Genomic DNA, 22,967 nt, shown 5'->3' with positions numbered 1-22,967 from the left:
ACGCATAGTGATTCTCTCAGAAAACGTATTGGTTGTTGCTGAATATATCTCATGGGGATTCCTTAAAAAATACAGCGACTACCCTTTACGAATAATGCGGTAACAAGTGGCCGTTAAAAAGAAAATAGCAGCAACAATAATAATCGCAGCGCCCGAAGGTACAGGAAGTTTAAGCTCCATTGGTAATACCGTACCAACAACACAACTGATGGTAGCCAATAACGCTGATAGCAATACAAAACTGCCCATATTTTTAGTTAATAGGCGAGCTGTAGCCCCAGGAATAAGCAATAAAGCACCAACTAACACAGCACCGACAATCTTAACCGAGGCTATAGTGACCAGCGTAATCATCATCACAAACAAATAGTCATAAAAGTTGGTTTTATAACCGCGAACACGCGCTATATCAGGACTAATACAAGTTAATAAAATGCGGTTAAAAGTCGGTATTAACAGCACAATAATCAAGCTACAGCTTATTGCTAATACCCATAGATCTTGATCAGTAACCGTAAGAATCGAGCCAAACAGTACATTTTCTAGCATGTGAATATTAATTTTACGGGCTACATACATTAATAATGCCGCGCCTACTGCTAATGCCAAGGCAAGAAACACACCAACGAGCGTATCGTAAGGCACATTGGTTCGATTACGAACAAAATGCAGTAACAGGGCAAAAATCATGCAAAAACTAAATAAACCAATGAAAGGATTTTCAGGCGGCTCACCTAATAACACCCCTAATGCGATCCCTGTTAATGCCGCGTGACCAACAGCTTCAGAGAAAAAAGCCAATCGCTTGGCAATCACTAATGTCCCTAGCCCGCCTAATAATGGACCTAATAACAATGCAGCGACAATAGCATTCACCATAAAGGCGTATGAAAAACTGTCACTTAGAAAACCCGCATCAACACCTAGTTGTGCCCAATGACGTAATAACTCCATTACGCGATCTCATGTTGCTTTGCCGCAATCGGCACATGACTATAGTGATTAAATAATCGTTCAATTTTTTCGGGGATCAACACATCAGAATGATGACCTGAATCGACAAGAATACGATTAACAACATGCACCTGTGCATTCAAACGACGTACAGCAGTAACATCATGGTGCACTGCTAACACTGTTTTACCTTGGGCGACAAACTCATGAATTAGTGCTTCTAGATAACGTACACCTTGTTCATCCATACCCGTTGTAGGCTCATCAAGGACTAATAGATCTGGGTTATCTAATAATGCTTGGGCGAATAAAACCCGTTGTTGTTCACCACCCGATAACTGCCCCATGCGACGATCAGCACGATTCGCCATGCCAACACGTTCAAGCTGGCTTAATGCAAATAACTTATCTTGCTGACGCTTACGCCAAAATAGCGGTGAACGGGTTAAATTCAATAAAATAAAATCCATCACCGTTAACGGTAAACTTTGTTCAAACATCGCTTTTTGAGGCACATAACCGACAGAACCCGGTTTACCATTATTAGCGATATCATCCCATAAAATATCAACCTGACCTTTGAATGGTGTTAAACCTAAAATTGAACGTAATAACGATGTTTTTCCACCACCATTAGGCCCCATAACCACATGGCATTGACCTGCTTCAAAGGTATGATTGATGCTAGATAAAATCTGGTTTTCACCGTATTGCAATTCAAGGTTTGCAATCTCAATTTGAGGGCCAACACTCATGCTTGATCCTTTTTAGCAGCAAATTGCATTGCTTCTACTAATGTGTCTAAATTTTGCTGCATTTCGATTTCGACTTTTTTAGCGTCATATTGACCATGCGTCATGTGTGAGAAACGGTATAACTTCACTCCAGTCGCTTTTTCTATGGTATCAACATAACGGTTAGGCATATTTAATTCATAAAACAGCACATCAATACCTGATTGCTTGATTTTCTCAATCGTGCCCTGTAACTGGCTCGCACTTGGTTCAACACCATGAGCAGGTTCAATCACCGCTGCAACATCAACACCAAATTCTTGTAATATGTAGCCGTAAGCATTATGGGTTGTGGCAACTTTCATTCCCGCGGTATTTAAGTCCCCCAGCGCTAACATTGATTTACGCTTCATTAATCGAAATTTTTTCGCATAATCACGAGCATTTTTACGGTATTGACGTGCATTGTCGGGATCAAGTTCAGCTAATTTATTGGCAATGGTATATACCTTTTGAATTGTGGTTGATAAACCAACAAAGGTATGTGGATTAACAGCGCCGTTACCAACAGACTGCCCCATAGCAGGAAGTAACGGCACATCATTATTCGCTTTAAGCACCACTAAATCATCACGGTTAGCAGCATCAATCACTTTAAGCGCAAAATCATCATGACCAATACCATTAACAACAATAACGTCCATTTGTTTTAGACGGCGTAAGTCATTTGGTTGTGGTTGATAGTTATGAGGATTAAAACCGGCATCAACTAACGGTAAAATATCAGCCTTATCGCCCACTACTGCTTTTACATAGCTATAATAAGGTTGCAGTGTGATACCAATAGTTAGTTTTTCAGCAGCAGCGCAACTAAAACTAACCAATAAAGCCGCAGCGGTTAGCGCCGTTTGAATGACTTTTTTCATAATATATTTACTTCAACGTTAGAGAAAAGAATAACCGCCAGCGATATACCAACACCTCAATGCGCTTGAGACTGCTCATTACTGTCGCTATGAAATACAATTTGTGTCCAACCATTATCGATAAGTTGCTGAGCTGTAAAATCTGCGTCTTTATTGATAACTAATGGTGTCGTGTTTCGAGAAAGTGCCAACCAAATATCAGGTTCAGGGCTATTACTGTTGAGAATGACAGACGATGCACCTTGCTTTTCAACACGAATGCCTTGATAAATAGCCCCTGTCAGATGTTGCCACTGATGACGACCTTTTCGCTCCCAGCTTTTATCTTCGATGAAAGGTGCGAGCCATAATTCAGATAATTCCGCCATATTTGGCCATCTATTTTGATTATCAAACTCACGACTATCTTGATTTATATTGCGAATTTCTTCATGAGCGAGGCGTAACTCAGCGACCATCGCTAATTCATCAGGGCTTAACTCAGTGACTGCTATTTGGTGAGCATCTAATGGTTGTGATTGGATTTTATCTTGATGAAAAGGCAATAGCCCTGCCGCGACCAATAAAATAGCAACGATAATACCGCCAACCCATTTGCCTTCTTTGCCACCATTGTCTGATGCTACAGATTGACGGATCATTTTTCGCTAATCTCAACAACGTCGACTTCAACAGGGCTTTCATGTCCAGAGTCAAATACTAAATAAAAATCAGTATCAGGTTTAACAAACTCAGCAATCGAGCGCTTATCGGTATTTACTTTAGCAATAAGATTATCGTCGTAATCATACATATTAACGCTGTAATCAACGGCTTTGCTGCCATCGCTATAGCCAGTCTCACAAGCTACTTTATCACTCTCAAACCAACAGCTCATTAATGGGAAATGCGCTTGAGCTGCAGTTGAAAATAAGCCTAATGTTAATAACGATAACTGAATAACTGATGTCTGCTTTTTCATAACAATCTCGAATCTGCCCATATTATTGATAACTGTAATAAGTGACATATAAAGGAATAATACGGCTGCCTTCTGTCAGAAAGCAGCGCGCTAGATAGTCTTACTGTAGTGATGCTTCAAAAGTGATATGCACATTAACGTTAGCAGTATCAACCATTGGGTTATTGGCGATTTCACCACGGTAATTTGCTTTCATGATATAGCGGCCCGCCGTTGCTGGTGTAAAGCTCACCATGCCATCTTTATCACTCACAACATCAATTTGTTCTTGGTGATTACGATATAGTGTTCCTTCACGGGTCACTTCAGCTACAACACCCGCTTGTGGCTTACCATTAAAGTAGAATTGAAAAGTAACAGGCTCACCTTCAATAATGTCAGCAGGATGAGTGATTGGCAGTAATTCTAAATACTTACCGGTAATTTCCATTGCTTTAGTACTTGGCTTACCAACGGTGACATACGTTTCTGCACGGGTGTAACCCACTTGCGTAATAACATCACGAGATTTTTTAGGTAACACACTATCACGTTCAACTTTATTGGCCGCAATCCATTTAACCGTATCACGACGACCTGCTTTATATTGCGTATAATAGACAGGCGTTTGATTTACTTGAACTTTATGCGTACCTTGCTCTTCAAAGTAGAAGTCAAAAATAGCACGACGCTTACCACGAATAGTAAAGTTAGGACGCTCTGTACGACCATCAGGCATCACAACTTCTGCAGTTTCCGTGCTCGCTGGCTTATCATAAACAAAGGTACCGTGTGACGCTGTAACATCAAAAGATAACCAATCGCCACCTTCCTTTGATACCGTAAAATGTGACGGTAATACCCATCGCGGATGCGCATTTGCCGATGCTGAAACAGCCAAGCCTGCAATAACAGCACATGCCAGAGAAAACGCTTTCATTTTATTATTTTTCATAATGTTACTATCACTCAAAGTTTGTAATTAAGCTGAATAGCACCGGTTTCTTCCGTTGGTGCAATAACATGGCTAAACGCGTTTTCGCCTAGCTCGATTTTTTGACGTAAGTAGTTTCGGCCACCGTGTTCACGTACAACTTCTACATAAAAGGTGTAATTGCCCTGTTCAACAGGCTGCCCTTTATCATTTAAGCCATCCCAAACGAACTTATATTCGCCCGCAGGACGTGTTGCCGATGTAACCGCATCAACTAACTCACGATCGTAACGACCGACTTTGCGCCACCAGCTACGTAAATCTTTTAACCACTCATCTTTACCAACCCACAACTGCACAGTGCGTACAGGTTTACGGTTGGCATCTTCAACCCATACAGCAACATATGGACGTGCATACATGGTGGTTTCAATCGCAGGTAGTGTAAAATTCACCTCAAGCTGAGCATTTTCAGGCACAGGTTTGGCAATCGCACTCGCCAATGGTGTTAACAATAACGCGGCTAATAATGGTTTTTTTATGACGTTAAACATGGTGATAACTAACCTTAGATAAAAGCGACAATCAAATACTGCTATGGCACAGCAAAGATATAAATCAATAAACTAATCACAGAACCGAGCCCCATCCACTTCAAAGAAGTATTGAAGGTTTTCTTTTTAGGTATTAATAAACACACGCCGGTTAATACAAACATCACCATCAATAAAGCTGTAATATCAATAAACCAACGCCAAATTTCACCACTATTACGTCCTTTATGGAGGTCATTCAGCACTGCAATTGTGCCGTAATGGGTACTTTCAATTGTGGCTTGCGCTGTTGTCATATCAATAAACACCGTGGCGTTATAACCAGGGCCTTTATAATCGAGTGAAATTTCGCCTTCTAATAATTCAGCGCCATCAACATCAGTAAATATATCAATCGCAGAAGGTGTACCACTGACATCACCATGCTTAGCAAGATAAGCGATCAAGGCTGCACGATCTGGAGCAAATGGCCCTTTATCAGAGCGCAATAAATCTGTCGGTATAATCAATTGCTGCTCAACCACATTAGGCGCTTGGCTAACAAAAAGATAAGGCCGATTTAAAGTGATCCCAGTAATGGCAAAAAATAGCACCACCAGCAGCAGTGCCATTGAAATATAAATATGTAATCGACGCGCCCATAGTTGCACTGCTTTGTTTTTTAACACCATTACTAACATCATGTATAAAGGAACTGGAATAATGATAATTTAATTGATAATCGTTCTTATTGGCATTCAATTTACATTATTTACGTTGGTTAGAAAAATGAGACAAAAGAAGGAAATTAGGTGCGAGGTGCGAGGTGCGAGGTGCGAGGTGCGAGGTGCGAGGTGCGAGGTGCGAGGTGCGAGAATAATAACGCCTATAAAAAATAAACCCCTAATAAAACATCATTAGGGGTAATTTATAAGGTTTAACATCAAACCGTATATTGCCAAATTAACTATACCACTTCAGTTATTTATTAGTACGGCACTGGCGGAAAATATCTTGTTGAGGTTTATACACAGAGGTATTTACATTCATAATACCTAGCATAGAACTAAATATATTATCTTGTGAATAATCCCCTTGCTTAGCATTCGTTGCCAAGTCTTCAAGACAAGTTAAATTTAAGTCACGATCTTGAGTAAAGCTTTTTGAAAACCACATCATCATTGGTACTGTTGTTTGGTATTTAGGTGCCAAGCTATAAGGAGTACCGTGGAGATATAATCCACCTTCACCTAAAGATTCACCATGATCTGAAATATAGAACAATGCTGTATTATATTTATCACTATAACCTTTTAATTTTTCAATCAATTGGCTGATAACATAATCAGTATATAAAATAGTATTATCATAACTGTTAACTATCTGTTCTTTGGTGCAATTTTCAATATCAGAACGCTGACAATCTGGCTTAAAGAATGCGTGATCTTGAGGGTAACGTTTATAATATGTAGGACCATGACTTCCCATTATATGTAGCGTAATAAACTTATTCCCTTTCATATTCGCTACATCTTGATCAAAGTTTTCTAATAACGCCATATCAAGGCATGATTCACCATCGCATAAAGGATTGGTAGCGCTATGACTTAAGGTTATTTTTTGAATACGATCGCCAGCACCTTTATCACCACCATCATTTTCTTTCCACAACATAGAAATACCTGCGCGATGTAGAATATCAATGAATGTATCTTGATTATAAGCGATTTCTTTTTTGTAATTACGACGATCCATTGCCGAGAACATGCAAGGAACCGATACGGCTGTAGCAGTACCACACGATGAAACATTTTTAAATGAAATCATATCATCAGGCTGAGTATATCGGTTTGTTGGACGAGGATAACCATTAGCTTGATAATTTTGGGAACGCGCGGTCTCCCCTAAAACAAATACAAATAAGGTTGGCTTACCGTTTGATGTTGCCGTAGTAACTAATTTAGCATCAGTACCAATTTCTTGGTAAGCAATCGGCTTCATGAAATAGGTTCTATCAATATATTTAATAGCTGTATATACATAAGATGGATTGATTACACGATTAAGATATTTATTATTACGACCAACAGACGCATAATCTTTATAGAAAAAAGCTGCAATTAAGACAATAACAATAATAGAAGCAATAATAGATATTACCTTATATAGTATAAAATTCTTAACAAAAGATTGTTTTTTTACTTTTACACTGATGATATATAAACAAGGAATAACACCCAAAATGGTAATAGTGATAAGACCAGATAGGCTAAAATATGATGATGCTTCACCACTGTTAGTCTCAACAATATTTTCAATCATACCATAATCAAAAATAACGCCATAATGATATGAAGCATAAGCGGTAATAGCTGAAACAAAGGTTAAAATACCAAAAAAAACACGTCCAAAATATGGCCATGCAAAAAGTTGAAAAATAATATTAAGTGCTGCAATGAGAAATATAGGTAATGATATTACAAACCCTACATTCACCATTTCTAATTTTGATAGTATCTCATAAAAGGTTTGCCATAATGGGATGTTTAAAATAAGACCAAAATACACAGCAATATAAAAAATTAAAATATTATAATTTATTTCTTTGTTGAAAAAATAGGAAGAACACTTCATTTATTTAACCTAAAATAATAATATAACCCAATGCCACTCAATGGCACTCAATGGCACGTTTTAGATGCATAAGTATACTTCTAAAATAAAACATATTAAATACTCTTATCGTCTTACTAATGATTTTTAAGCATTAAATTTTAACTTACAATAATATTTTTAATCACGCCCAAAGCACCACGATAAATACTTAATAAAAGTCATATTATTATTTTATTTTTTTACATTCTTAAAAATAAGAAAAACGAGCTCAATGGCTCGCCTTTCAGACAACTAATAATATATCCAATAATTACTCTATTCGTTAAGCACTTGCATCCATTTTACGCATTTGAGCTAAATATTTAACCCAACTTTTCGCAGCAGAAGAAGGCTTAATATTATCAGCTTGCTTCGCATGAATAATCGCTTGTTCGAGATTATTCATTTTGTAATAAACCCGTACTTTGGCCAATTCTACTTCTGCACGTTTATCTTTACGCTTAACGCGATCTAACTCAACCAACGCTTGTTTATAATCGCCTTCTTGAACTAATAATTGTGCTAATTGCCACCGATAATGATTATCTTTGGCCGCAACTTTGCTCCATAGCTTGATCGCTTTATTCCACTCGCGTGCCATTTGCCAATAGTTTGCTTGCTCTATCAATAATGTCTTATCGCTATTTGCATCCTTCAATACGGCAATTTGTTCAGCTGCGCGTTCTGGAATACCTTGTTGAGCATACAATTGAGCCAATACTTTAAGATCTTGCTGACTCAGTACAACACCTTGATACTTAGCAAGCTTTAATGTCGCTAATGCATCGGCATTTTTCCCTGTACGCATCTGAATACTGGCTAACTGCTGCCACCAAATTAACTTATTCGGTTCAAGTGCAATTAAACGATTTAACGTTGCCGAAGCCCCTTGCCAATGTTTCAATTGCAGCTGTGCACCTAGCTTAATCGATAATGGCGACATGCTATCTTTAAGGCTATAACCGTCGTAACGCTTCATTGCAGTTAGCACTTGTTGCCATTGTGATTGCTGATAATGCGCTTGCGCAATACGTAACCACAACTCAGAGCCTTTTTGCTTAGCCGGAATATTTTTAGTTAACTTATAATAATGTGGTAAAGCTTGGCTGTATTTAGCCTCAGAAAGTAGAATATCCGCTAACATACGCTCAGTAGTCCAAGCTTGATCATCTTTCAACAAACCACTGTTTACCGCTTTTGTTAGCAATTTCACTGCTTGTGATGTTTTACCTTGTTGCCAATAAAACACCCCTAACATACGCTGAACATAGGCTTTATCATACGCAGCACTTGGGTTCATTTCAGCTAAGATAGCGACAGCTTGATCAAGCTTATCATTTAATTGTAAGTTATTGGCGCGCTGTACCTTATTAGCCGTTGCTTGTGATAACTGACCACCACTTGCATAAGCATAAGATAATGGCAGTGAGGCCGATAAGGTTAACGCGATAATAAAAGCGATCTTTTTCATTATTGATTCAACCTAAATTCAAGACGTACTGTCTGCCCTTGCTGCGCCATTGCAGTACCATTAACAACTTGTGGTTGGTATTTCCACTTACGTAACGCACGAATCGCTTCTTTATCAAATAAACGTCGTGGTTTAGCATCCATAACAGCAATATCAATCGGCCTACCTTGAGTATCAATGGTGAATTTAAGCACCACATAACCTTCTTTACCCTGACGCAAAGCTCGCGAAGGATAACGTGGTTCAACCCGATAAAGTGGCATAGCTTGTTGCGATTTACCTAAACCATTTCCGATCGCTGCGGCGCTACTAAAATCAGTAAATTTAGGCGCATTAACCGCTAGACCGTGAATCGATGTATCCAAACCCAAACTTGGAATTGATGCCATCGGCATTGCAGTTGATGTTGCTGCTTGTGACTGTGATGGTTGCGCTTCAGGTGGTGGCGTCGGTGTTTCTGGTGGCGGTGGAGCAACACGCTGACGACGTTGTGGCGCTTGCTCGTGTTCTACCATCACCATATTAAACGCTAACGACGGCGAATTATCTTGTGGTTGATGATTACCGTTATCCACCATCCATGCCATTAGCGTAAACAAACTCAAAGCCATCGCCAGCGCCAATGGCAATGCCATCAATATGCGCATCATTAGCTTTTCTCCGCCGCCAGAGCTATATTCTTCACCCCTGCACCTTTTGCAGCGTCCATCACTTTAACAACCGTACCGTTATAAGCATGTTCATCTGCTTGGATCACTAATGCAGCATCTGGTTGTTCAGTTAGCATATGCTCCAGTGTTGCTTGCACACGTTCGGCATCTACCACTCGCTTATCAATGTAAATATCATTCGCTGCGGTGATCGCCACAAAAATACCAGCATCTTTTTGACTAACAACATGGCTTGCTTGAGGGCGATTAACTTCAACCCCAGATTCACGCACAAAAGAACTCGTCACAATAAAGAAAATCAACATGATGAAAACGATATCTAACATCGAGGTTAAATCTATTTGTGCATCTTCACGCACTGACGAGCGACGACTGAGTCTCATTGCTGACTCCTTAATGATTTTTCTAATTTCAACTCACGCATTTGGCACGCTTTTGCCAATCGAGCATGAATAAACATCCCTGCTAATGCGGCTACCATGCCCGCCATGGTCGGTAATGTCGCCAGTGAAATCCCTGACGCCATTAATCGAGGTTGGCTACTGCCTTGGGTTGCCATAACATCAAACACAGAGATCATACCTGTCACAGTGCCAAGCAATCCGAGCATTGGACAAATAGCCACTAACACTTTAATAAAATTAAGGTTTTTGTTTAATGCTATTTTTGCATCAGCTAACCAGCCATCACGAATGGCATGGGCATACCACGATTGATGATCGGCACGTGCCGCCCATAATGCTATCCAGTGTTGTCGTTGTTGTGGAAAGTAAAATGCAAGGTATATCACTCGCTCAAACACTAATAACCACAACACAGCAACAACCGCAGCTAACCACCATAGGATCACACCGCCTTGCGCCATAAAATGCGACAATGAAAACCACCAGCTTTGAAATATGCTGCTATCCATTAGGCTGCCTGTTCAGTTGTCATACCAGAATTTTTGATGCCATTCTTATCGTTTTTCTCGGCTTGTTCCGCGACTAAACTAATACCCTGCTTTTCAAGAATCATACGAATATTTTCAGCTTGAGAACTTAAAATATTATGCGCCAGCAACAGTGGCATTGCCGCAACTAAGCCTAATACCGTGGTAACCAATGCCATTGAAATACCACCCGCCATCACTTTTGGATCACCATTACCAAACTGAGTGATCACTTGGAAAGTTTCAATCATACCGGTAACTGTACCCAGCAGGCCAAGCATTGGTGCTAAAGCTGCAAACAGTTTTAGCATTGATAAGCCTTTCTCTAGCTCTTGTTGCTCATCGACAATTGCTTCTAACAAACGCAATTCTAACGCTTCAACACTGCGGCTTTGCTCTTTGTTATATACCGCAAGAATACGACCTAAAGGGTTATTACTCGGCTTAGAGGGTTGCTTCAGTTGCGCTTTAATCTGTTGACGGATCATCGCCAATTTTGTGCCACGGAAAATCGCAATACCGGCACCAATAGCAAGCAGCAATAGGATCACTTTACCGACTGCACCACCTGCTTGTAGGCGATCCATTAACGTTGGAGACAGTGCTAATTGCTCAAGCATCACTCCACGCGAAGGATCAACCACTAGCATTTGATTAGCTGTTGATACAAGCTGATCGTAATTTGCCAACGTTGGTGCATATTCTGGTTGTTGTAAGTAAGATGTTGCAACATGTTGAGCACCATCCCACTTTAAATACCCGTTATCGCCCACTAAACCGATGCTACCTAGACGTAATGCTTCAACGTTACTTTGCTCACCATCGCCATTGATATATGGCACGGTCACTTTGGCAATTTGGCCGCTAGCAACAATCTGATCTGTCATTGCATGCCATAAGCCTTGTAGCTGTTCCATTGAAGGTAATGCTTTAGCGGCAACAATGTCATTTACAACCGCATTATCTTGACTGTTATCAATCGCTGTTACTGCATGTTGCTGCTCGGCTTGAACTTCTTTCGCGGTTTGACGCACCACGCCAAATAGCTCACCTAAGCTGCCACTTTCTAGACGCAATTGCTGCTCTAGCGTTGATAAGTGTTGTTCATTAGTGCTAAAAGTTGTGCTTAATACTTCAGTGGCGGCTTTGAGCTTATTACGCTCAGCCACTAATGCATCATATTGTGCTTTCACTGTTTGCTGAGTATGGTTAAAACCCGCTTCACGCTGAATATTATGCTGAGTTTGTTGGCTTTGTTCTTGTTGTGCTTGTTTTACTATCGATTCTGCATTCACGGCAAATGGCATACTTGCGACACAAAGGGCAGCAACTAACGCTTTTAATTTCATATTATTTACTCTCTACGTTAGTTGGTGAACCAGAAACAGGTAAGGTAATCAAACTTGGTGCCACTTGGTTATCGGCAATTGCAAACGCTTTATCAATATTAGCGCCTTCACTTGCATCAACGGCTTGCCATTGTTTAGCTGCCGTATTCCAACTCCAGTAATGGCTACCGTTTAAACTACGAGCAACCAGCGCAATACGCCCTAAATGAAGCACGTTCACTTCAAGGATTTTATTATCTGCAAGAGTGATTTTTGCTTGGTAAACAGCAAGCTTTGTGCCGTAGTCCATTTCAATTTGGTAGGCTTCTAAAATACGACGAAATTTCTCAGCATCACTGATATCAGCTTGTGACATCATCGCTTCAAGTTTATTTACTCGTACTAACCGTGCTTGATGTTTAATGGGCTTATCGTTTTCAACAATCGTCTTTAGGCCATCAATCATTTGATACATTAATGGCACTACACCTTGACGAGTTTGCTTAATGTCTGCAATTTGCTGATCAATAGATGTTACTTCTTGCGCCTGATTTTGTACAAGTCGTACTAAGTGATCATGGTAAACGGTTAAATTCTTCACTTCTTCTTGCAGTTGTTCAATGCTGGCTTTCATTGCCAATACCGAATCGGCACTTTTATCGATTTTATTTTGACTCACCGCAGAGACAGTATTGGTCTTGTTTTCAATCGAACGGGCGTTATCGAGATTAGATGCGTTTGCACCAGTAGTGACACTAAGAATAACAATAGCAAGGCTCGTTTTAATAAAATTCATAATATTTAATCAATCGTTATCTGTAATAACCAAAAAAACAAAAAAGTAATGTAAAAAATAAAAAACACCATAAAACTGACGAACTATAAACAATAACTATTATGATTAACAGGTTATAGACCACAGCATTTCGTTTAGAAATAAGGGGAAGTAAATACTCCCCCTTGTTTATTGGTTTTGACTAGGTTTACTTATTAATATTTAAACTCAATCGTCGCCATAAAATTACGTCCCTCGCCGAGTGTTACCCCCGTCGCTCCAACATAATCTTTGCTGGTTGAGCCACCACCTGCCATATAATCTGTATCAAATAAGTTTTCTACATTTACACGCCCAACAATATCCAATTTGTCGTCATATTTATAAGTATGAGCAACACCGACATCAACACGGGTATAGCCATCTTTCTTAAAGGTATTAGCTGCATTCCCAAAGCGAGAACCTTCATAAATTACTCCAAGGTTAACATCCGTTGCTTGTGTCACGTTATATGTTGACCATACACTCGCTGCAAACTCCGGTACATCAGCAGGACGATTACCTTGATAATTTTGATCTTTGGTGTATTCAGCATCAAGGTACATTGCTGAGGCATTCATGCTTAACTTATCAGTAATGTTACCCTGTAACGCAACTTCTACACCATTATGAACACGCTCACCTGCTTGCGTTTTTTCATACCAGCCATTACCCACTTCAACATCAATAGCGGTATTTTCTTGAGTAATATTAAATACAGCAGCAGATGCAAATAAACGGTTATCAAATAATTCCCACTTCGTACCTAATTCATATTGCTTACCACGCAACGGATCTAAATGGGCACCATCGTTTACGTAATTTTTAGAACTTGATGACACCACACCTTGTGGTTCAAAACTCTCAGAATAGGCTAAATAAATTGAACCATTTTCTGCTGGATGGAAAATAGCCGCTAATTTAGGTGATACCGCTTCTTCAGCAATACCACTCTTCACTTGACGATCAAAACGTACACCAGCTAACACTTGCCAATAGTCATTAATGGTTAGCATATCTTGTGCATAGAAACCCCATGCATCATAAGATGAATTAGAAACTTTAGGTTTTTTATTTGAATAAACAGGTGCCGGTGTTGTTTGACCAGGTTTAACTTCAACAGAATCAAATGAACGCTGGAAACGATCGTAACTATAACCTAACCAGTTGGCACCAATTAATAATTGATGCTGCATACCTAAAGTATCAAATTCACCAACGAAATCAGTATAGGCAGTTTTAAATGCCCACTCATCATGACGATCACTACCACCTTGCTTAATGGTGCCATTTTCATCAAAATGACTAAAATTAGGATAGCTTTCTTTATCATTACGCACAAAATCTTGGTAGTTAAAACCAGTATTTAATGCCCATATATCAGTCAACTGCGCTTTTACATCAAAGCCCATATTCTGAACATCGTTATCAATTTTAGACCACTGTGCATCCCACACATGATCACGTCCCATAACCGGTTTACCATCAACGATATACGCACCAGAATCAACACTGCCGTTATCTTGAGTACGATCATAATGCAATGACACTGTCACGTTGTCATTTACATCATAATCAAGGAACATTCCGCCAACAAAACGATCTGTTGACGGTGTAGAACCATCACTGAATTTACGCCATGAATCGTAATCTTCTTTAGCTAAAACAACTCGGCCACGTAATGTTTGATCAGCATTCAATGATCCACTGACATCTAACACTGTGCGCGTATGATTATTTGATCCGATGTCTTGGCTAAAATTCATTTGTGTTTCATGGGTTGGCTTTTTTGATACCATATTAACTAAGCCACCGGGTGCTGATTGCCCATAAAGCAAACCCGCAGGGCCTTTCATCACTTCAACACGTTCTAATAACTCGACAGGTTGACGATAATGTGACCAATGCTGATGGCCGTCACGTAAGAAACCACTACTGCTGCCTAATTCAAAACCACGTAAAGAAAAACGTTCACGGTTACGACTTGTGCCACCCGCAGAAATACTGGCATCATTTTGTAATACTTCACCTAAGGTACTAGCGCGTTGCTCATCAATTAGCTTCTCATCAATAACGGCTACTTGTCCTGGTGTTTCTAATTGGGTCATCTCCATTCGCATTGCTGTCGAATTTGTGTCAGCTTTATAGCCATAATCACGTCCAGTGACCACCATATGCTCATCTGTATCTGTGATTTCCGCATAAGCAATAGGCGCTGATAATACCGCACCAATTAATAGTGTTAGCTGACTTTTAGAAAACATATTCCGTTATCTCCAATTACCGTATCTTTGAGAATAAAACCAATTGAATTGTGTTGTGACTAAATACTGCATTGTGAAAAGCGAACTTATATAAGCTTTAAGAATACTTAGTATCAACACTGACTGATCATTCAAATGATCTTGATTGTTTGGCACCATCACATGATGCTGGCAAACTTAAAACAGGAATATAAGTGATAACCATTACCATTTGCATTTAAATTTACATTCTTTGCATTCGTGAATTTTTTGTCAATAAATAGGATTGATAATCAATTCACAACAATTAATGGTGTTCCTCATAAGAGAAGAAGGATTGGCGTAAAAATATTCAAAATTATTCCGTACTCAATACTGTTTTTTCAAAGACATTCAAAACAAACGGGCGTATAATCCTGCCGTTTTTATTGATTTCTGCGGTATTAAAAGTGACTCAATTAAGTCTTGAAGCTATTCATCAACAACTAGAAGAACGCAATTTTATTGCCGAGAAAGTCCGTATTGTAACGGTAGAGGCAATGGATCCAGAGGCATTAGCAGCCTGCACTACAACTGAAAATGAAACATTCTATAATAGTTATATGAATGTGATTTATTGCCGTGGTGATCGCTATGTTTTGGGTTATCGCTGTAATGAAGCAACTATTATTGACCAAGCGATTATTTTTAAAGATGGTAAGTATTACGATCCTACTTTACAAGCCAATGGTGAAGGTGAATTTACCTCTTACCCATTTGCTGTATTAGCGGAATTTAAGGTCTTTGACATGATAACACATGCTAAAAACAATAAAGACTTTCCGCCTGATGTAGACTTCTTATTCACACGTAAGAAGCACTTCAGAAACGTTATTCGATAACTCTATTCGTACCCGTTACTAAGCTTTTAGTTGCGGGTATTTCTTTTTGATTTTATTACTCTATAAATTACGCTTGATTTATCATATCCCCTCGCCTTTATATAATGGCATAACGTGTTTCATAGTTGATACGTTACAAGCAAATAACCGCGTGTAATATCCATTCTGCTCAATAATTACTTGAGAATAACCATAATAAATATACTATTTTTATATATAGTTCTTTCTATAGGATATCAGTATATGGATCAGGCAAAAGGATTAAGAAATTACTTTATTGATAGTAAACGGCAGCATATTTTTATCCAACAAGAACGCGTTCGACAATTAATCATGCAAAAAAAAGGCAGTGCGAAAATCGCTGCAAGTCTGGTTGAGTTAGAAAAAGCGTGGATTGAATTTGAATATGAGAATAATCAGTAACCGTATTTTATGCATAACATAACGTCTGGTCTTTACTGGACGTTATGCTCAACGTTTTAATCTTTGCTCTACTACAAATAATTCGATGCAATTCGTCATTATCGTCAAATTTTTCTGTCTCATTATCTAATAAGCTACCTGTACGGCAGCTTAGAAAGCGAACTGTTAACGTGTAAGCGCCAATAGGTAGTTCACTGCCGCGTAGGCAGCTTTAATGACTTACAGCAGCCATTGCTTCTTTAATTTCATCAGAGTCATAACCCTTTGATGATAGGTAAGCATAAGCTTTACTTTTTTCTTTAAAGTTCGACAGATCAAACCGTTTTTTAGCTAAGACTAATTGGCAATTTTCATAAAAATCAATGTCACCAGCTTCAGTTAATTGATCAAATACTTGCTCAAGGTTGGTAATATCCACATGCTTCATTTTAAGCTCTTGCTTAATGACGGTTTTACCTTTGAGCTTACGGACTAATTTCAACACTTCTGTTTCTAAATCTGCATTCATGCCTTTAATTTTAGCTTTAGTTAATAGCGTATCAGCAGCATCATGCTCTGCAATCGCTCTTGATATATTCTGGAAACCAAAGCCACGTTTAGTAAGATCGTTGGTGATTTTTTCTTTCGTTGTTTGACTAAAGTCTTCATAACTATTTAAACGACTTTTGATCATATCAATTTCAGATACTTGTCTCTTCTCAATGATCTCGGCCAATGCTTCTTCAATAACAACAGCCGGAATACCTTTAGTTTTTAACTTCTGCTTTATATATTGCTGACCATGTTCATTAGAAAAAGCCATTTCGCAAAAATGTAATGCAAATGGAAGATCATCTTTTAAATAACCAAAGCCTTTCATTTGCTGCAATACTGTTTCGATCCAATCTTGCTGCTCCGTTTTGGCTTCTAATTTTTTTCGTAATTCATACTCGGTATGATCCCGTAAATTTAGATGATAGATAGCACTATTAATAACATTTTGAATTGTTTTTGCAGGGTATGGTTTCTTCATTTTCTCATCTTCACTATTTAATGCTAAAACGAATAGTCGCTCTTATTGTTATAACTGTTAACGCAATATAATAAATTGCGATTAATACTGCAGGCAATGCATCACGCTCAAACGCTGAACTTACCGCAAAAATACAATAACCAATAATAATCACTGGAATAATAAAGACTTTATTACTTCGTGGGTATACATTCCAGACTAAAAGTAATTTATGAATGCCAGCTAATATAAGCGGCAAGGTAATCATTAAAAACCACAACATAACTCGTCTCTTTAAAAGAAAAATACTTTTTTATTACTATAAACTTCCACTAAAATCGCTATTTTCATCTAAAAGTCCATTAATTTTATAAAAATAACCTCTTGTCAGTTGATTGTACAATGACGAATAAGAAGAGCAATTGTATGCAACTTGCATTCGAAAATCTCAAATAATGAACTAAAATAGTGTAGTAATGGGCACTGATATTTTTAAAATGAAGCGCGCATTATTAGAACAAAAATGGATCAAATAATAGCCTACAGGCGATTTATTGCACTTGTTATTATCGTTATGTGATTAATATCGCAGACGATTAACCATTTGGTAGATATAACCCATAAGCAAATCATTCAATAATGAAGGAACTACTATGAATAACGTTGCCAATCTTATTTATGACACTCTGATAGATCTATCGAATAATGCACCTGAGCGACATTCAGAAATTTGCCAAAATTTATATAACCAATTAGATCTGCCATTAGATAAGCAACTAAGCTTATACTCAAATGCTCTTGGGCCAGCAAGCTCAGGAATGCTTGAAAACCATGCAGATTTTAACAACACTTTGAATATTGCAGTCAGAGCCCTTGAGTTGTCTGAAAAATAAATACAAATTAGCGGGCTATAATATTTTGTAGACCGCTAATGTTCATTTGGAAAATAACGAATAATTTCATCATCAACCTCATCTAAATGTGTGCTAATGACAACTACAAGTCAGTCACTGTATTTATTCATTACGGGTAATAATAACTGAATACTCAATCCTTGAGGTTGACGGTTTTCAGCTCTAACTATGCCATTCATTACTGTTATTGCTTCTTTAACAATCGCTAAACCAAGACCATAACCACCCGATTGCTTATCTCGCGCCCCTTCAATACGAGTAAATGGATCAAATATTCGTTTTAAATGTTGCTCAGCAATACCTCCGCCATCATCTTCAACACTCAACTGTACAAATTTCTGCCCCTCAATAACCACCAGCGATGAGATTAACTGAATATGAGCATGCTCTCCGGCATATTTAATCGCATTTCCCAATAAATTGCTTACAGCTCGTAAAATCAGACGAGTGTCTCCCATGACAAATGGCATATTGTTATCAATATCAGTAGTAAATGTTTGTTGCTCACCTAATAATGCCTCTACATTAGGGATAGTCGTTAAACATAAGCTCTCAATATCTGTCGGTATTAAATTCGCGTTATCCGTCATATTTTGAAGTTGGTTAAACTCTAAAATTTCATTAACCAGTTGATTCATTTCTTCAGATTCACGCTCTAAGCGATCAATTAGGTGATGATGCTCTAACGCTACTTTTTTTCTAATTAAATGTAATGATAAATTATGGCGGGCTAATGGCGTGCGTAACTCATGCGATACATCTCGAATTAGTCGTCGCTGACGTTCAGATAAACGTTGAATTTTTTCTGCCATTTCATCGAAATCAGTCGCTAGTGATTTAAATTCAATGGTGTTATCACTCACTGCATTTGCAACTCTGACTGAAAAATCACCATTAGCAAGACTGCGGCTAGCCTCTTGCAATGTATTTAACGGCCGTTGTAAATATCGCGCAATAAGAAATGAAAACATCAATAAAATTAATACCGCAATCACCACTTGAATTAAGCCAAAATAAAATGAAAAATATTTTGCTGGATGTAATTGATGCGGCAGTTGCACCATTAGTTGATTGCCATCTTTTAATGGAATAGCAAAAATCGGTTGATTAACGCGTGAGTCTAAAATTGACTTTATTTCACGGGCATAACTCAATTTGAATGCAAAATGAGGGTGCATTTTTCTATCCCCCATTTCATGCTGATCTTTATCCAAAACGAATAAATAATAAGGCTGTTGCTTTTCCCATTGTCCTAATTGATGCTTATTGCCCGTATCAATAAGCTGTTGAGCTTGATCGGCCATTACTCGTATCTTTTGCTGCACCTTTTCTGGAACATGGAGCATTGTTTTAACCAACGCAATTTCAGCTAAATTTTGCAGCAATAAAATCAATAATAAACTCACTGTAAAATATGAAAAAAGCCGTACAACCAAGCCATGTTGTTGATGCAACTTATACCATTTTTTACGCAGGGAAAAGCTTTCCACGCTATAATCCTTTCATTAATGATTAACACATTCAGAATAACTATAGCCTCTACCTCGAACGGTTTTAATATGTAACTTAGACATTCCGGCTAATACAATTTTACGACGTATGTTACTGATATGCATATCAAGATTACGATCAAATGGACTTAATTCTTTTTTAAGCACTTGCTTTTGTAATTCGGCTTTTGATACTACTATGCCATCATGCTTGATTAAATAATCTAATAATTCGGCTTCTGTGCTGGTTAATGGCAAACGCGACATCGCTAGTGCCATCTTTTCTTCCCCTGAACGAATAGTATGACGCTGACGTTCAAGCCCAACACGACGTAAAATTGCACTGATTCGTGTCAGTAATTCAGGTACTTTAAATGGTTTAGTTATAAAATGATCAGCGCCCGCTTGTAAACCATCAAGCATGGTTGCTTCATCGCCCAATGCGGTTAACATCAAAATCGGCGTTGCAAACCGCTGACAGACACGACGCGCAACTTGCATACCATCTAAATTTGGTAGCATCACATCAAGTAATACTAAATCGACACCTTTATTTTGCAGATACTCAATCGCTGACTCACCACAATGAACACAACTGACATCATGACCTTCATCTTCTAGCACTTCCGTCAGTAATTCACACAACTGTACATCATCATCAACAACTAATATTTTTGACACAAAAATCATCCCAAAAGAAAACCATCGGCATAGTAATATGCTTAACCTGTCTATATCAACCCTTCTAATTACAATCTGTTAATAGCTATAAGTAGTGGAACCGTTGCTGATTGTGGTGTCAATATTTCGAGCAGATCACTGTATTTTACTTGTAAATTCTTATATGGCATATTTTTGCCATTTATCATATGAAATTCTGTCATTACATAATTACGACTGCATTCTAGAAACAAAATAGTAACATATGGACTAAGCTGAGTATTTATCTATAGCTTTATATTTTAAATATTAAACTTAATTTGAATGTAAAATACATAAAATACGCTTTCTGTTTGAACATTGAACTAAATCAATAAATTCAAAGTTATTAATATATTTTAATTAACTATATGTTGACTTTGTCAGAGGCTGCACCAAATCTAGCTTTAGCGAATTTCCCACAGAGTTATGCACAGCTTCTGTGGATAAATAGATTTTAGGGGATAAAATAATAAAACAGGGTACTATTCATTTAAAAATTCTCACTCCAATCAAAAAAAATCATTAATATGATGATTTTAAAGTAAAAAAACAAATTACGTTTATACGAGAAATTTAAAAAATAAAATAATTCGATCCTATTCTTATTTTATTTATCATTTAAAACCTCTTTTTTGTTAAACATATGTAAGTTATACATTTGTTTTTCATCTTATTCCAAAAAAGAGAATCGCTATATAAGGATCTTTTTATACCACCATAAAAATAAATGATTAACGTTAATGATTTAATCTTAAAAAAAGTAATCTCTTGTTTAAGTTATAAAAAAAATGGAAGCGAGATAAAAAATCGGCTTCCATGTTCATAATGTCTTTATCGGTGATTAATACTGCTTCAACTTACAGCTTAATTACTTATTATCTCTTATTTAGTCGGTTAAACGTCTAACAAACGCACCATAACAAAGTAATAATAAGCTAATAAAACCAAAACTACCGCCTCCATCACGATCTTTACCTATATTACAATTGTTTGCTGAAATGCTGTCATTACAGTCTTCATCACCACCGTCTGTACCACCACCGTCTGTACCACCACCGCCTGTGCCACCACCGCCTGTGCCACCACCGCCTGTGCCACCACCGTCTGTGCCACCACCGTCTGTGCCACCACCGCCTGTGCCACCACCGCCTGTGCCACCACCGTCTGTGCCTCCACCGCCTGTGCCACCACTATCTTGATCAATAATGAAATCTGGTGGCGTAATTGGATTCGCTGGCACTTTACTACTGTTATCTACAATCCAATCGGTATAGTGACCAACACGAGCATAAAAACCAGGACGTGTCATTGAGCCACATATAGGATCACCGTTAGTACCACCGCTGACTATGCCTACCTGCAACTGATTACCGTCACTATCAGTAGCAAAAATAGGGCCGCCGCTATCACCTTTACAAGCGTCAGCACCAGTAGCATCGGAAATAACAACAGGAGGCAAAGCACATAATTTAGTAAAATCTCCAAGTACAGGGTTATTAATAATTAAGCCCGGATTATTATGAGATTCAATACGCTCGTAACACAAATCTATAGGGAAAAAGCTCAGCTTTGCCTGCTTTAGAGTTGGTGATGGTTTACTTCCTTCTACTGTCGTTGCTCCCCATCCTAAGACGGTAATATTTTCAGGACGATGATCAGTTGGAATAGGATCATTAGCCACTTCCCATTCTGTTTTTAAGCGTTGCTCAATCAGCTTTGTTTGCGATAATGTTGGTAATGTTACTTCACCTAAATCATCAAATTTACGGTTTACCCGTATTAGAGCAACATCATTATCTAGTGCCGAACTAACAATTTCAGTAATCACTTGATCATTGACTGTTGTCTCTTTTATCACTGCTACCGGACTATAATCAGGATGTATAATCACATGCGTGGCTGAAAATATATGTTTTTTTTGTGGGTAGCTATTATCAAGTAACCCTGCGGTAATCGTAATATCAGATGGAGCCATCACCACTGCATTTTTACCACTCCCATTAACAACACAATGGGCTGCGGTTAATACCCACTGCTTATTGATAATCGTTGCACCACAAAATGGTTCTTCTCCTGCTTTATTATTTCGCAGTGATGCCATAAAATTTTCACTTGCAGGGGTATTATTATCAACATCATCGCCACCAACTACATACGGCGAAACAATATTTGATGATGCATATACGGGAGCGCTCATACTGACAATAATAGCTAACATCAAAGCACTGTATTTATACTGGAACATCCTTTTTCCTTTACTTAATGATAATGGCGATAGTTTACCCCTCTCATTTTTTTAGTGCTGATCGAAACTGACACACTGCGATAAGCTTCATTTTTTGATGTAACTACACAACATATTACGTCATCATTTTCATAAATGGCTGTCACCCTTTTACTTACAATAAGTGTATCTATATTGTTAAATATGA

24 protein-coding genes are annotated in these 22,967 nt (G+C 38.2%); 3 read left to right on the top strand and 21 right to left on the bottom strand.

Annotated elements, in window-relative coordinates; translation table 11 throughout:
* Window positions 1-78: 78 nt before the first annotated feature.
* The 16 genes from OC457_RS14800 to OC457_RS14725 all read right to left on the bottom strand — a co-directional run bounded on the left by OC457_RS14800 (window position 79) and on the right by OC457_RS14725 (window position 15,155).
* The gene (locus OC457_RS14800; protein ID WP_080174095.1) at window positions 79-954 is read right to left on the bottom strand and encodes a metal ABC transporter permease; all 876 of its coding nucleotides are present in this window, start codon (window positions 952-954) and stop codon (window positions 79-81) included.
* Window positions 954-1,709: a metal ABC transporter ATP-binding protein gene (locus OC457_RS14795; protein ID WP_080174094.1), complete on the bottom strand. Its 756-nt coding sequence runs from the start codon at window positions 1,707-1,709 to the stop codon at window positions 954-956. Before OC457_RS14795 ends, OC457_RS14800 begins: the two co-directional genes overlap by 1 nt.
* Window positions 1,706-2,614: a metal ABC transporter solute-binding protein, Zn/Mn family gene (locus tag OC457_RS14790; protein WP_080174093.1), complete on the bottom strand. Its 909-nt coding sequence runs from the start codon at window positions 2,612-2,614 to the stop codon at window positions 1,706-1,708. The genes OC457_RS14795 and OC457_RS14790 overlap by 4 nt, the downstream gene beginning before the upstream one ends.
* 56 nt (window positions 2,615-2,670) lie before the next feature.
* A complete protein-coding gene (locus tag OC457_RS14785; protein ID WP_065176788.1) occupies window positions 2,671-3,255 on the bottom strand; it encodes a DUF6162 family protein in 585 nt (194 codons plus the stop codon).
* Window positions 3,252-3,575, bottom strand: coding sequence for a hypothetical protein (locus OC457_RS14780; protein WP_080174210.1), 324 nt, complete (start codon window positions 3,573-3,575; stop codon window positions 3,252-3,254). The genes OC457_RS14785 and OC457_RS14780 overlap by 4 nt, the downstream gene beginning before the upstream one ends.
* Window positions 3,576-3,675: 100 nt before the next feature.
* Window positions 3,676-4,512 carry a DUF4198 domain-containing protein gene (locus OC457_RS14775; protein ID WP_200813397.1) on the bottom strand — a complete coding sequence of 279 codons (837 nt, stop codon included), beginning with the start codon at window positions 4,510-4,512 and terminating at the stop codon, window positions 3,676-3,678.
* A gap of 11 nt (window positions 4,513-4,523) precedes the next feature.
* Complete coding sequence (locus OC457_RS14770) at window positions 4,524-5,042, bottom strand: DUF2271 domain-containing protein (protein ID WP_065167441.1); 519 nt, start codon at window positions 5,040-5,042, stop codon at window positions 4,524-4,526.
* A gap of 41 nt (window positions 5,043-5,083) precedes the next feature.
* Complete coding sequence (locus OC457_RS14765; RefSeq protein WP_080174092.1) at window positions 5,084-5,713, bottom strand: PepSY-associated TM helix domain-containing protein; 630 nt, start codon at window positions 5,711-5,713, stop codon at window positions 5,084-5,086.
* Between the two features lie 289 nt (window positions 5,714-6,002).
* Window positions 6,003-7,655, bottom strand: a complete 1,653-nt coding sequence (locus tag OC457_RS14760) for a phosphoethanolamine transferase (protein ID WP_080174091.1) — start codon at window positions 7,653-7,655, stop codon at window positions 6,003-6,005.
* A 304-nt stretch (window positions 7,656-7,959) separates the two neighbouring features.
* Window positions 7,960-9,147 (bottom strand): tetratricopeptide repeat protein, encoded by a 1,188-nt coding sequence (locus tag OC457_RS14755; RefSeq protein ID WP_080174090.1) that lies wholly within the window; start codon window positions 9,145-9,147, stop codon window positions 7,960-7,962.
* Entirely contained in the window at window positions 9,147-9,797 is a 651-nt protein-coding gene (locus OC457_RS14750; RefSeq protein ID WP_080174089.1) for an energy transducer TonB, read from the bottom strand. Before OC457_RS14750 ends, OC457_RS14755 begins: the two co-directional genes overlap by 1 nt.
* Window positions 9,797-10,201, bottom strand: coding sequence for an ExbD/TolR family protein (locus OC457_RS14745; RefSeq protein ID WP_080174088.1), 405 nt, complete (start codon window positions 10,199-10,201; stop codon window positions 9,797-9,799). Before OC457_RS14745 ends, OC457_RS14750 begins: the two co-directional genes overlap by 1 nt.
* Entirely contained in the window at window positions 10,198-10,731 is a 534-nt protein-coding gene (locus tag OC457_RS14740) for a MotA/TolQ/ExbB proton channel family protein (RefSeq protein WP_080174087.1), read from the bottom strand. The genes OC457_RS14745 and OC457_RS14740 overlap by 4 nt, the downstream gene beginning before the upstream one ends.
* Complete coding sequence (locus OC457_RS14735) at window positions 10,731-12,098, bottom strand: MotA/TolQ/ExbB proton channel family protein (protein ID WP_080174086.1); 1,368 nt, start codon at window positions 12,096-12,098, stop codon at window positions 10,731-10,733. The genes OC457_RS14740 and OC457_RS14735 overlap by 1 nt, the downstream gene beginning before the upstream one ends.
* Window position 12,099: 1 nt before the next feature.
* Window positions 12,100-12,873: a DUF3450 domain-containing protein gene (locus OC457_RS14730; RefSeq protein ID WP_080174085.1), complete on the bottom strand. Its 774-nt coding sequence runs from the start codon at window positions 12,871-12,873 to the stop codon at window positions 12,100-12,102.
* Window positions 12,874-13,067: 194 nt separating this feature from the next.
* On the bottom strand, window positions 13,068-15,155 hold the full coding sequence (locus tag OC457_RS14725; RefSeq protein ID WP_080174084.1) for a TonB-dependent siderophore receptor: 2,088 nt from the start codon (window positions 15,153-15,155) through the stop codon (window positions 13,068-13,070).
* A 428-nt stretch (window positions 15,156-15,583) separates the two neighbouring features.
* Between OC457_RS14725 and OC457_RS14720 the strand changes: the two genes are divergently transcribed.
* Window positions 15,584-16,015: a hypothetical protein gene (locus OC457_RS14720; protein ID WP_080174083.1), complete on the top strand. Its 432-nt coding sequence runs from the start codon at window positions 15,584-15,586 to the stop codon at window positions 16,013-16,015.
* Between the two features lie 243 nt (window positions 16,016-16,258).
* Window positions 16,259-16,438, top strand: coding sequence for a hypothetical protein (locus OC457_RS14715; RefSeq protein ID WP_080174082.1), 180 nt, complete (start codon window positions 16,259-16,261; stop codon window positions 16,436-16,438).
* 211 nt (window positions 16,439-16,649) lie between these two features.
* Here OC457_RS14715 and OC457_RS14710 read toward each other — a convergent pair whose 3' ends face one another.
* Window positions 16,650-17,450, bottom strand: coding sequence for a regulatory protein RecX (locus tag OC457_RS14710; protein ID WP_080174081.1), 801 nt, complete (start codon window positions 17,448-17,450; stop codon window positions 16,650-16,652).
* Window positions 17,451-17,463: 13 nt separating this feature from the next.
* Window positions 17,464-17,712, bottom strand: a complete 249-nt coding sequence (locus OC457_RS14705; RefSeq protein WP_080174080.1) for a hypothetical protein — start codon at window positions 17,710-17,712, stop codon at window positions 17,464-17,466.
* A 370-nt stretch (window positions 17,713-18,082) separates the two neighbouring features.
* Between OC457_RS14705 and OC457_RS14700 the strand changes: the two genes are divergently transcribed.
* A complete protein-coding gene (locus OC457_RS14700; protein WP_080174079.1) occupies window positions 18,083-18,322 on the top strand; it encodes a PAS factor family protein in 240 nt (79 codons plus the stop codon).
* A gap of 110 nt (window positions 18,323-18,432) precedes the next feature.
* Here the strand turns inward: OC457_RS14700 and OC457_RS14695 are convergent, their stop codons facing one another.
* The 3 genes from OC457_RS14695 to OC457_RS14685 all read right to left on the bottom strand — a co-directional run bounded on the left by OC457_RS14695 (window position 18,433) and on the right by OC457_RS14685 (window position 22,780).
* Complete coding sequence (locus OC457_RS14695; protein ID WP_235866913.1) at window positions 18,433-19,833, bottom strand: sensor histidine kinase; 1,401 nt, start codon at window positions 19,831-19,833, stop codon at window positions 18,433-18,435.
* A 15-nt stretch (window positions 19,834-19,848) separates the two neighbouring features.
* The gene (locus OC457_RS14690) at window positions 19,849-20,514 is read right to left on the bottom strand and encodes a response regulator transcription factor (RefSeq protein WP_080174208.1); all 666 of its coding nucleotides are present in this window, start codon (window positions 20,512-20,514) and stop codon (window positions 19,849-19,851) included.
* Window positions 20,515-21,421: 907 nt separating this feature from the next.
* Window positions 21,422-22,780 carry a trypsin-like serine protease gene (locus OC457_RS14685; protein ID WP_080174078.1) on the bottom strand — a complete coding sequence of 453 codons (1,359 nt, stop codon included), beginning with the start codon at window positions 22,778-22,780 and terminating at the stop codon, window positions 21,422-21,424.
* Between the last annotated feature and the right edge of the window lie 187 nt (window positions 22,781-22,967).

The sequence above is a fragment of the Photobacterium toruni genome, from assembly GCF_024529955.1.
In the GTDB taxonomy this organism is placed as follows: Bacteria; Pseudomonadota; Gammaproteobacteria; order Enterobacterales; family Vibrionaceae; genus Photobacterium; species Photobacterium toruni.
Note: the sequence above shows the minus strand (reverse complement) of the source record. Positions and strands in the feature narration are given on the sequence as shown.

Excerpts from the sequence above, each read along its gene's own strand:
- OC457_RS14800 (WP_080174095.1), bottom strand. The coding sequence starts at position 954 with ATGGAGTTATTACGTCATTGGGCACAACTAGGTGTTGATGCGGGTTTT.
- OC457_RS14795 (WP_080174094.1), bottom strand. The coding sequence starts at position 1,709 with ATGAGTGTTGGCCCTCAAATTGAGATTGCAAACCTTGAATTGCAATAC.
- OC457_RS14790 (WP_080174093.1), bottom strand. The coding sequence starts at position 2,614 with ATGAAAAAAGTCATTCAAACGGCGCTAACCGCTGCGGCTTTATTGGTT.
- OC457_RS14785 (WP_065176788.1), bottom strand. The coding sequence starts at position 3,255 with ATGATCCGTCAATCTGTAGCATCAGACAATGGTGGCAAAGAAGGCAAA.
- OC457_RS14780 (WP_080174210.1), bottom strand. The coding sequence starts at position 3,575 with ATGAAAAAGCAGACATCAGTTATTCAGTTATCGTTATTAACATTAGGC.
- OC457_RS14770 (WP_065167441.1), bottom strand. The coding sequence starts at position 5,042 with ATGTTTAACGTCATAAAAAAACCATTATTAGCCGCGTTATTGTTAACA.
- OC457_RS14765 (WP_080174092.1), bottom strand. The coding sequence starts at position 5,713 with ATGGTGTTAAAAAACAAAGCAGTGCAACTATGGGCGCGTCGATTACAT.
- OC457_RS14760 (WP_080174091.1), bottom strand. The coding sequence starts at position 7,655 with ATGAAGTGTTCTTCCTATTTTTTCAACAAAGAAATAAATTATAATATT.
- OC457_RS14755 (WP_080174090.1), bottom strand. The coding sequence starts at position 9,147 with ATGAAAAAGATCGCTTTTATTATCGCGTTAACCTTATCGGCCTCACTG.
- OC457_RS14750 (WP_080174089.1), bottom strand. The coding sequence starts at position 9,797 with ATGATGCGCATATTGATGGCATTGCCATTGGCGCTGGCGATGGCTTTG.
- OC457_RS14745 (WP_080174088.1), bottom strand. The coding sequence starts at position 10,201 with ATGAGACTCAGTCGTCGCTCGTCAGTGCGTGAAGATGCACAAATAGAT.
- OC457_RS14740 (WP_080174087.1), bottom strand. The coding sequence starts at position 10,731 with ATGGATAGCAGCATATTTCAAAGCTGGTGGTTTTCATTGTCGCATTTT.
- OC457_RS14735 (WP_080174086.1), bottom strand. The coding sequence starts at position 12,098 with ATGAAATTAAAAGCGTTAGTTGCTGCCCTTTGTGTCGCAAGTATGCCA.
- OC457_RS14730 (WP_080174085.1), bottom strand. The coding sequence starts at position 12,873 with ATGAATTTTATTAAAACGAGCCTTGCTATTGTTATTCTTAGTGTCACT.
- OC457_RS14725 (WP_080174084.1), bottom strand. The coding sequence starts at position 15,155 with ATGTTTTCTAAAAGTCAGCTAACACTATTAATTGGTGCGGTATTATCA.
- OC457_RS14715 (WP_080174082.1), top strand. The coding sequence starts at position 16,259 with ATGGATCAGGCAAAAGGATTAAGAAATTACTTTATTGATAGTAAACGG.
- OC457_RS14710 (WP_080174081.1), bottom strand. The coding sequence starts at position 17,450 with ATGAAGAAACCATACCCTGCAAAAACAATTCAAAATGTTATTAATAGT.
- OC457_RS14705 (WP_080174080.1), bottom strand. The coding sequence starts at position 17,712 with ATGTTGTGGTTTTTAATGATTACCTTGCCGCTTATATTAGCTGGCATT.
- OC457_RS14700 (WP_080174079.1), top strand. The coding sequence starts at position 18,083 with ATGAATAACGTTGCCAATCTTATTTATGACACTCTGATAGATCTATCG.
- OC457_RS14685 (WP_080174078.1), bottom strand. The coding sequence starts at position 22,780 with ATGTTCCAGTATAAATACAGTGCTTTGATGTTAGCTATTATTGTCAGT.